The organism is Deltaproteobacteria bacterium (assembly GCA_011773515.1).
GTDB lineage: Bacteria > Desulfobacterota > Deferrimicrobia > J040 > J040 > WVXK01.
The window spans coordinates 42,071-44,042 of the sequence record WVXK01000001.1; the positions used below are offsets into that span (position 1 = coordinate 42,071).

At 58.2% G+C, this 1,972-nt stretch carries 1 protein-coding gene and 1 pseudogene (1 of these 2 only partly in view); both read right to left on the reverse strand.

Annotated features, from left to right (window positions below; genetic code table 11):
* Nucleotides 1–1,550, reverse strand: a pseudogene (locus GTN70_00220) (sodium-translocating pyrophosphatase) (it extends 412 nt beyond the left edge of the window).
* 140 nt (nt 1,551–1,690) lie between these two features.
* The coding region (locus GTN70_00225; GenBank protein ID NIO15429.1) for an ABC transporter permease at nt 1,691–1,972 on the reverse strand (282 nt) is incomplete at its 5' end.

Sequence of the window (1,972 nt, forward strand, 5' to 3'; positions counted from 1 at the left end):
ATCTCAACGACCATCTGTCCCGCAGCCCTGCCGACGGCCTCCATCGTCAGCGCGGCGATGAGAAAGGGCATCATGGCCCCCAGAAGGAGGCCTATTATCGTGGTCGAACTCGTCAAATCTATTTTCTGAAGCCCCACGGTCTTCTGGTAGGCAGAGAACAGGGCGAGGGCCGTCAGGGCAGCCGAACCGATGGCAAACCCCTTGCCGATGGCCGCGGTGGTGTTGCCCAGGGCATCGAGGCGGTCGGTGATCTTTCTTATCTCGGGGCCGGCGCCGCTCATCTCCGCGATGCCGCCGGCGTTGTCGGCAATCGGCCCGTAGGAGTCGGTGGACATCACGATCCCTATCGTCGCCAGCATACCCACGCCGGAAAGGGCTATCCCGTAGAGCCCCGCAACCGCGTAAGCGACGTATATGGCCAGTGCGAGCGTCAGCACGGGGAGTATCGTGCTCTTGAACCCCACGGCAATGCCGGTGATGATATTGGTGGCAGGCCCCGACTCGCTCGCCTCGGCAATCCTCTTGATGGAGGGGCCCATATCGGAGGTGTAGTACTCACTCTCCACGCCGATCAAAACGCCGCAGACCATGCCGGCGAGAACAGCGAAGAACGGACCGACGATCCCCACCAATGCCTTCACGGAGAGGAACGCGCCGATGATGAAAATGATGCCGCTCACGTAGGTGGCATTCCGAAGGGCGTTCTGGGGGTCCATCTTCTTGAGGATGTTCATCGAAAAGACCCCGATGATAGAGGATATCAAACCGACGGCGATGAGAACGAGGGGCAGGGACATGAATTTCAGCGGTTCCGACATTACGGCGCCCAGCGCCATAGCCGCGATGACGGACCCCACGTAGGATTCGAAGAGGTCGGCGCCCATTCCGGCGGTGTCGCCCACGTTGTCACCCACGTTATCCGCGATGACACCCGGGTTCCGCGGGTCGTCCTCGGGAATCCCCGCTTCAACTTTCCCGACCAGGTCGGCTCCCACATCTGCGCTCTTGGTGTAGATACCCCCCCCCACACGTGCGAAGAGTGCTATGCTCGAAGCCCCCATGGCGAAGCCATTTATCACGAGGGGGGCATTCACCGGGTCTTTCTTCATGAAGTAGAACCAGATGCCGAGACCGATGACCCCCAGTGATGCGACGCAGAGGCCCATAACGGAGCCCCCCAGGAAGGAGATAAAGAGGGCAAGGGGTGTCCCGCCGTCTTTCGCACCCTGGCAGGCACGGGAACTCGTCCTGGTAGCCGCCTCCATGCCGAACCACCCCGCGAGCATCGAGCAGAGGGCGCCGCTCAAGTACGCGATTCCCGTCAGGACGCTCAAGGTCGATGCGAGGGCGATGAACACCACGATCATGAATATGGCGATGATCGTGTACTCCCGCTTTAGAAATACCATGGCTCCCTTGTGAATTTTATCCGAGATGGATACCATCTTCTCGTTGCCCGGATCGTATTTCATAACCGCAAAGTAGTTCATCACCGCGATGACCATGCCCAGTACACCGAGAAGAGGGATCAGTACCAGTACCGTTTCCATCGTCTACCCCTCCAAATTGAATTTACTTTAAAAACAAGGCCTTTTCCCTTCCGCTCAAGCGTAAAATAGTTACAACTAACAGGCTCGATTGTCAAGTGGAAATATCGGCATGGAGGCTATGAAGGGGGAACCCCCCGCGGTTACCGTATCAGCCTTTTCCTCATGAAATACAGGGACAGCATGAAAAATAGCGCGAAGGTGAGGGCAACGTAGAGGATATTCCACCCGCATATCGAGCCGGGATCACCTCCGGTGACCGCCCTGGCAATCCTCGTGAGATGGGTGAGGGGAAACACGAGTGAGAGGTGCTGCGCCCACCTCGGTAAGTTCGAAAGGGGAAAGAAGGTATCGCCGAAGAGGAACATGGGGGTTACGATGAGAAAAACGGGGAGGTTGAACATGTCGATCGTGGGGAGCACGGC